This is a genomic window from Myxococcus llanfairpwllgwyngyllgogerychwyrndrobwllllantysiliogogogochensis, assembly GCF_006636215.1.
GTDB lineage: Bacteria > Myxococcota > Myxococcia > Myxococcales > Myxococcaceae > Myxococcus > Myxococcus llanfairpwllgwyngyllgogerychwyrndrobwllllantysiliogogogochensis.
Genome location: NZ_VIFM01000414.1, coordinates 1 through 6,858, shown reverse-complemented (window position 1 = coordinate 6,858; position 6,858 = coordinate 1). Strand labels below are relative to the sequence as shown.

General features: G+C 70.7%; 7 protein-coding genes. 4 read left to right on the top strand and 3 right to left on the bottom strand.

Annotated elements, in window-relative coordinates:
- Positions 1-630, top strand: a 630-nt coding sequence (locus tag FJV41_RS47155) for an NlpC/P60 family protein (RefSeq protein WP_141649176.1), incomplete at its 5' end; no start/stop codon positions are given.
- Between the two features lie 69 nt (positions 631-699).
- The gene (gene mtgA, locus FJV41_RS47150) at positions 700-1,641 is read left to right on the top strand and encodes a monofunctional biosynthetic peptidoglycan transglycosylase (protein ID WP_174486699.1); all 942 of its coding nucleotides are present in this window, start codon (positions 700-702) and stop codon (positions 1,639-1,641) included.
- A gap of 28 nt (positions 1,642-1,669) precedes the next feature.
- On the opposite strand, the gene FJV41_RS47145 is transcribed toward mtgA, so the two are convergent.
- The 3 genes from FJV41_RS47145 to FJV41_RS47135 all read right to left on the bottom strand — a co-directional run bounded on the left by FJV41_RS47145 (position 1,670) and on the right by FJV41_RS47135 (position 5,124).
- A complete protein-coding gene (locus FJV41_RS47145) occupies positions 1,670-3,586 on the bottom strand; it encodes a CBM96 family carbohydrate-binding protein (protein WP_181791453.1) in 1,917 nt (638 codons plus the stop codon).
- A gap of 222 nt (positions 3,587-3,808) precedes the next feature.
- Positions 3,809-4,396, bottom strand: coding sequence for a hypothetical protein (locus FJV41_RS47140; protein ID WP_246137867.1), 588 nt, complete (start codon positions 4,394-4,396; stop codon positions 3,809-3,811).
- Positions 4,393-5,124 (bottom strand): hypothetical protein, encoded by a 732-nt coding sequence (locus FJV41_RS47135; RefSeq protein ID WP_174460803.1) that lies wholly within the window; start codon positions 5,122-5,124, stop codon positions 4,393-4,395. The genes FJV41_RS47140 and FJV41_RS47135 overlap by 4 nt, the downstream gene beginning before the upstream one ends.
- A gap of 238 nt (positions 5,125-5,362) precedes the next feature.
- Between FJV41_RS47135 and FJV41_RS47130 the strand changes: the two genes are divergently transcribed.
- Positions 5,363-5,926, top strand: a complete 564-nt coding sequence (locus FJV41_RS47130) for a MarR family winged helix-turn-helix transcriptional regulator (protein ID WP_246137866.1) — start codon at positions 5,363-5,365, stop codon at positions 5,924-5,926.
- Positions 5,913-6,858, top strand: a 946-nt coding sequence (locus FJV41_RS47125; RefSeq protein ID WP_141649174.1) for a chloride channel protein, incomplete at its 3' end; no start/stop codon positions are given. The genes FJV41_RS47130 and FJV41_RS47125, both read left to right, overlap by 14 nt.

The window sequence follows — 6,858 nt, the reverse complement described above, 5'->3', positions numbered from 1 at the left end:
GGGTTGGTGTTGTGGGGCGGGACGGCCGAGGCCGCGAGGCGCACTCCGCCGAAGCGGGCCGCCAAGGTCACCCTGTCCGACCGGGCCCTCTGGCGCGCGAAGGCGTGGGTGGGGCTGGGCTCGCTGTCGACGGTGAGCACGGCGGTGAACGACGACTGCTCGGGCCTGACGCAGCTGGCGTACCGCAAGCCCGGACTCAGCCTGATGCCGGAGCTGACCCTGCCTGGTGAGAACGGGGTGAAAGCCATCTACCGGAAGGCGGGCACCCTGGGCGCGCTGCGCGAGGCGCCGAACGCCGGGGACCTGGTGTTCTTCCGGGAGACCATCGACCGCAACAAGGATGGGCGGCTCAACGACGGCCTCACGCACATCGGCATCGTCGAGCGGGTGAGCACCGACGGCACCGTGACGTTCGTCCACCGCGCGGGCGGCGGGGTGAAGCGCAGCCGCTTCAACCTGGCGCGCCCCGAGGCGAGGAAGGACGAGAAGGGCCGCGTCCTCAATGACTGGCTCCGCCGCCGCGACAAGCGCAACCGAGGCTACCTGGCCGGTGAGCTGGTGGCCGGCTTCGCCTCCGTCGATGAGCGCTGGAAGGTGGAGCCCGTCACCGTGTCGCGCGCTCGCCGCTGAAGGCCGCGCGCGCTCGTGGCTCCGTCGGGGGCGTGACGTCGGAGGCCGGAGGCGGTATGCACGGCGCTGATGTCGACCACCGATGGACGACCGGAAGGGCCTGGGCCCTCGGAGCACACCGAGGCGGTGACGGAAGGCCCCAGGCCTGAATCGCTGGTGGCTGTCGTTCCTCCGGCGCACACCGTCGCTCGCCCCGCGCCGACACCGGGCCGCAAGTCCTGGCGGCTCAAGGCCCTGCTCGGGGTGACGGTGTTGTTGCTGGGCTTCGGGGTGTACGAGTACGTCACGCTCCCCGAGGCGGAGCCGCTGGTGCGGGAGAACCCGAAGTCGACGGCCCTGATGGACCGGCGCGCCGAGGAGGCTCGGGAGGCGGGGAAGAAGGTCCGCCGCCGCCATCAGTGGGTGTCGCTGACGTCCATCTCGAAGCACGCGATAGCCGCGGTCCTGGTGTCCGAGGACGCGGGCTTCTACGGACACGAGGGACTGGACACGACGGAGGTGCGCAAGGCGCTGGAGGAGGCCTGGGCGAAACGTCAGCTTGGTCGCGGCGCGTCCACCATCACCCAGCAACTGGCGAAGAACCTCTGGCTGTCCACGGACCGGAGTCTGTTCCGCAAGGCGAAGGAGCTGGTGCTGGCCCATCGCCTGGAGGAAGCGCTCACGAAGAAGCGCATCCTCGCGCTGTACCTCAACGTCGTGGAGTGGGGGAACGGCGTCTACGGCATCGAAGCCGGTGCGCGAGAGCACTTCGGCGTGTCCGCCGCGCAGCTCTCCGTGGCCCAGGGCGCCATCCTCGCCGCGATGCTGCCAGCGCCCCGCAGGCGCTCGCCGTCGTCGGGCTCTCGGGCGCTGTGGAAGCGCTCTCACTGGATTGTCGACCAGCTCTCGTCCGTGGGGCGAATCAGCGGCGCTGAGGCGACCACCGCCCGCGCGGACATCGACCGGTTGCTGGGTCGGACACCCGCCGCGGACAGTGGTGGAGAGGATGAGGGCGCGGACGATGACGCCTGAGGCTCGTCCCTTCCGTGCCGTGCTCGGCTCATTCGGGCGTGAGCTGAAGGAACAGCAGGTCTCCCGCGCCTCGTGATGCGTAGGTCGCTCCATCGGGTGACAGGGCGTCATCGAACGGGACGCAGAGCCGCGCCTGTCCACCGGACGTCACCTGGAGCGCCGCGTTGCCCGGGCCCGTGATGCCCAGGGCTCGCGAGTCGAGGTGCGCACCCCTGGCGTCATAGCGCGCCACGAAGTGGAGGACGTCACCCTGGGGGATGGACGCCTTCCCGAGCGCACCGCCTCCCAGGTCGAGCCGCCCGTCCCCCGTCCAGCCTCCGACGATGAGCTCACGCTCCGCGCTCACTCCCAGGGCATGGGCCTGACCCGCGCTCCTTCCGCCCAGGACATGAACCCAGCCGTCCGCGGCCGTCGCATGCAGGGTGCCGAGCAGCACGTCCTCACTCGCGTCGATGTCCTTCCCGCCGAAGGAGAACCTGCCGTTGATGTCGCCGACGAAGGCCACGTCTCCCTGGGCGAATGGCGCGAGCGCGCGGATGCTGCCCCGTGCGCCATTGAGCGCGCGGAACCACTGGGGCGTGCCGTTGGCGGAGAGCTTTCCGAGGAAGGGCGTTCGGACCCCGGTGGCCCCCAGCACCTGCGAGTCGGTGTCGCCGCCCACGTAGATGAAGCCCGCGCCATCCGTGGCGAGCGCCTCCGCGCGCGTGCCCGAGTCGCCACCAGGAAACGCGAGGGACCAGGCGTTCGCGCCATCCGCGTGGAACTTCGCGAGGAAGAGCGCGGGCACGTGGTCATCTCGGGTCCTGTTGCCCGGGTCCGCATAGAGCCTGCCTCGGCCCAGGCTCATCTCCCCCTGGAAGTGGCCGGTGACGACGACGCTGCCTTGCGAGTCGATGACCACCGCCTGCGCGCGAACCAGCCCTGTTCGGGTGAGGCCCGAGGACGGAGCGGGGTGTTCCGCGCGAACGCCTCGGGACCAGAGGGGCTCTCCTTCGGGTGACAGCTTGAGGAGGAAGAAGCCGGAGGTCGTGGGTGATTCCTCGATGAACGGCAGCGCGCCCGTGCCCAAATCTGGAGCGCCTTGATAGGCACCCACCAGCCACGCCTCACCCGAGGCCGAGACGGCGAGCCCCGTCGCTTCCACCTTCGCGCCCACCGCATAGGCGTGGGACCAGCGATGCGCGCCATCCGCGCCATAGCGCGCCACGACGAGGCCGCGCTCTCCCTGGAAGACGTCGCCGCCGAAGTCACCGCTGCCGGTGAAGGAGCCCGCCACGAGGAAGTCGAGGCCGTTCTCCGCGGTCGCCATCACCTGGACGTGCTCGTCTCCCGGGCCGCCCCGCTGAAGCACCCAGTCGGGCGCGGGGACTGGATTCGTCGGAGGGACAGGCTCCATCTCCACCACGATGCGTGGATGCAGGGCCGGGTCGCGGTCCTCGCGCGAGCTGAAGTCCGCGCCGTCGGCACCCGACGAGTAGAGCCCGAGGTTCACGACGCCGTTGCCCGTCACCGCGCGTGTCACGTCCAGCTCCGCCCAGCTTCCGGAGCGCAGCGCCCCCGCGGTGAACAGGGCCGGGCCGAAAAGCGAAGGCTGCTGGTCGAAGGTGACGACGTCCTCCTTCCATTGAGGGTCGACGCGATGGACGACAGGGCCGTCCGTCGAACCATTCGTGACGAACAGGCGCAGGGTGGCGCGCTTCACCCGTCCTTGCAGGCCCTTCACCTGGAAGCGGAGGAAGGTCCGGTACTCGATGGGCGTCCGGTCCACGCAGAGCTGCTCCTCCGCGCCCAGGTTCGTCGACGGCCGCGAGGAGTCGACCTGCGCGTCCGCGATGGCGATGAAGGTGTTTGCTCCCGCGGCGGGGTCGCCGTGTTGCTCCAGCGGCTCCCTGTCCAGGGACGAGGTGTTGCCTCCGCAGTGGGGGAGCAGGGCCAGGACCGCCAATGCGCCTGCTTCCCGCCACCCTCGCTTCCAGCTTGTTCCGTGCATCCATCCCCCCATGCCAAACGCTCGTGGGGGGCTCGCTGTGCATCGTGGGTGCCGCGCTCACCGGGCGAGCGAGGTGCGCGGCACGACGCCCGCCTCGTCCCAGGGGATGAGGCGAGGGCAGGGCGCTTCCATCTCAGGGAAGTGTCGACGTCCACGCGGGGTGGTTCGGGGTTCTTCCTAGAGTCCTCCGACCTCCAGCGCGCCGCCCAGTCCCGGGAAGGGCTTGGTGAGCACGGCCTGGAAGACGATGTCCTCGAGGAGGATTTCCACCGGGAGCTGCGGCGTGCCGAGGTCCCCGCGCACCACGGTGTTGCTGACGATGAACCAGACGCGCCTGCGTCCCACGGCGTCCTTCAGCGCGGGACTGTCGATGCGCACCGCCGTGCGGGTGGTGGGGGCGAAGTTGCGCGAGGGGAGGACCTCCGCCGCCTGCGCGTAGTACGCCGGTCGGTTCAGGTCCGTGTAGAAGACCGGGTCCTCCGGCGTGGCCTGCCCGGTGAAGGACAGGCGCATGGCCGTGCGCAGCGTCAGCGACGAGGACGGATTGACGACCTCGAGCGTGGCGGCGACCTGCTCCACCACGAGGTCCAGGTCCTCGGTGTTCACCGACTCCTCGGGCAGGTCCAACGCCACCTCCGCGTAGACGGGTTGGAGGACGGAGGTGACGGGCACCCTCACGTCGAAGGGCTCTGTCGCGATGGCGATTTCCGCCGAGCAGCCGGACAGGAACAGGAAGCACGAAGCCAGCAGGGCGCGGGTCATCATCGGAAGGTCCAGGAGAGGTCGAGGACGGGAAGGACGGGCAGCTCCTCGCCCGGAACGGCCGGGTCGCTCAGGTCCACATAGGTGGCGCCGAGCCCGAAGCCGAGATTCTCTCCGCCGTAGCGGATGCCCGCGGCGGCACGGAAGGTCGCGCCGCCCTTCACGCGCACGCCGGCCTCGCCCACCACGGACCAGGGGCCCGCGAAGTTGAGGGCGGCCCCGCCCGTGAAGGAGAGATAGTCGGAGGTGTAGCGCGCGTAGCGGGCCTCGCCCTGCACGAGCAGCGGACCGAGCACCAGGCCATAGACGCCGTAGACGGAGGGGCCGCTCAACTCCGGCTCGAAGCGCTGGAGGGAGGGCGTCTCCGACTCGACGATGTCCGAGTAGACGGAGCCGCCGATGAAGTGCGTGTAGCGCGCGCCCAGCACCACGCGGTGCGGGCCCGCCGCCACCGCCCAGCGCAACCCCACGTTGGGCGCGAGCATCACGTCCGCGAAGACGGAGGTGTCCACCACCAGCCCCGCGAAGAGCGGCAGCGCGCCGCGCTGGAGTCCCAGCACCGGCGCGTCGATGACCTCGGCCGCGTCCGTTCCCATCAGTCGCGCGGTGTTGGTGCGCACGCCTGGGGACGGCTCGGCGGAGGACGGCGTGGAGAGCAGCAGGACGGCGAGGATGCAGGGCGGGATGTACCCGGCGCCACCTGGTGCGCCGGGACGTCTGGAAGGACTCAAGCCGGGAGCTCCTGTGAAAGGGGCCCCGTGTCTAGCGTGTCGCTTCACCGCGTCGACTCGTGCGTCGCCCAGGTTGGTGAACTGTCGACAGATGTTTCACGCGGTCATTCGCGACCTGCCCGGAGCTTCGTCTCGTCCGGGAGGAGGCGACCCTCCGGCAGCCAGGTCGGCCGGTGCGCGTCCACCCGCCTTTCTCATTGCGGACGCGAGCCGTGGACCGTACGTTCCGCTCAATTCAATGGGCTCCCATATAAATCGGACCAGCGGCGAAGACGTGCGCGAGGTGATGGACGGCATCCGCCGAATCGTGCGGCTGCTGAGGGTCTCCGCGAGGGCCTCAGAGCGACTGGTGGGCATCAGCGGAGCGCAGCTGTTCGTGCTCCAGCAGCTCGCGGAGGCGGGACCCTGCTCCATCAACGCCCTGGCCGAGCGGACGCTCACGCACCAGAGCAGCGTGTCGGTGGTGGTGGCGCGGCTGCTGGAGCGAGGACTGGCCACGCGGCGCCCCTCGGCGGAAGACGGTCGCCGGGTGGAGGTGGCGCTCTCACCCGCGGGGCGCGCCTTGCTGCGCGAGACACCCGCGATGGCGCAGGCCCGGCTCATCACCGGGCTTCGACGGCTGGAGCCTGGCGCGCGCGAAGGGCTGGCCCAGGGGTTGTCCGCCCTGGTGAGAGAGCTGGGGCTGGAGGGAAACGAGGCGCCGCTCTTCTTCGAGGACGAGCCCGCGCCTGGCCGGGCCCGCGCGACGAGGAAGACGACGCCCCGCAAGAACAAGAAGGAGAAGTCTCATGGAGCGGCCTGAAGCGAGTCGAGTGGAGGCGGGGCAGGGCGAGGAGGCTCGCGCGAGGCTGCCGGTGGCGCCGTCCATGGGCCCCACGCTCGCGGGCATGCGCGCGCCCGCGACGGTGGACGTGGTGGACCGGAGGGTGGTCTTCATCAGCGCCCTCGCGGTGGTGCTGGCCGTGGCGGCGGGACTGGTGGCCCAGGGGCTGGGCGCGCTCATCCACCTCTTCACGAACATCGCCTTCTTCGGCCGGTTCTCCACCGCGGAGGTCTCCCCGGTGAATCACTCGCTGGGCGCGTGGGTCATCGTGGTGCCGGTGGTGGGCTCGCTCATCGTCGGGGTGATGGCGCGTTATGGCTCACGGGCCATCCGGGGCCACGGCATCCCCGAGGCGATGGAGCAGGTGCTCTACAACCAGAGCCGGATTCCGCCTCGGATGACGTTCCTCAAGCCGCTGTCGGCGGCGGTGGCCATCGGTACGGGAGGACCGTTCGGTGCGGAGGGACCCATCATCGCCACGGGGGGCGCGCTGGGCTCCTTGCTGGGGCAGGTGCTGCGCGTCACGGCGGATGAGCGCAAGGCGCTCCTGGCCGCGGGCGCGGCGGCGGGCATGGCGGCGACCTTTGGCGCGCCTGTCTCCGCGGTGCTGCTGGCGGTGGAGTTGTTGTTGTTCGAGTACCGCCCGCGCTCGGTCATCCCGGTGGCGCTGGCCACGGCCACGGCCACCGGTGTGCGGCTGGCCTTCGAGGGGAGCGCTCCTGCCTTCGCGATGCCGGAGCTGGCGCTGCCGGGCGGCGCGGCGCTGGCGTTCTACATCGTGCTGGGCGCGGTGGTGGGCCTGGCGTCCACGCTGGCCACCCGCGCCGTGTACGCCATCGAGGATGCGTTCGAGAAGCTGCCCGTGCATTGGATGTGGTGGCCGGCGCTCGGGGGGCTCGTGGTGGGGGTGG

Coding starts and splice junctions, on each gene's coding strand:
- FJV41_RS47140 (WP_246137867.1), bottom strand. CDS start 4,396: ATGATGACCCGCGCCCTGCTGGCTTCGTGCTTCCTGTTCCTGTCCGGC.
- FJV41_RS47130 (WP_246137866.1), top strand. CDS start 5,363: ATGGGCTCCCATATAAATCGGACCAGCGGCGAAGACGTGCGCGAGGTG.
- mtgA (WP_174486699.1), top strand. CDS start 700: ATGTCGACCACCGATGGACGACCGGAAGGGCCTGGGCCCTCGGAGCAC.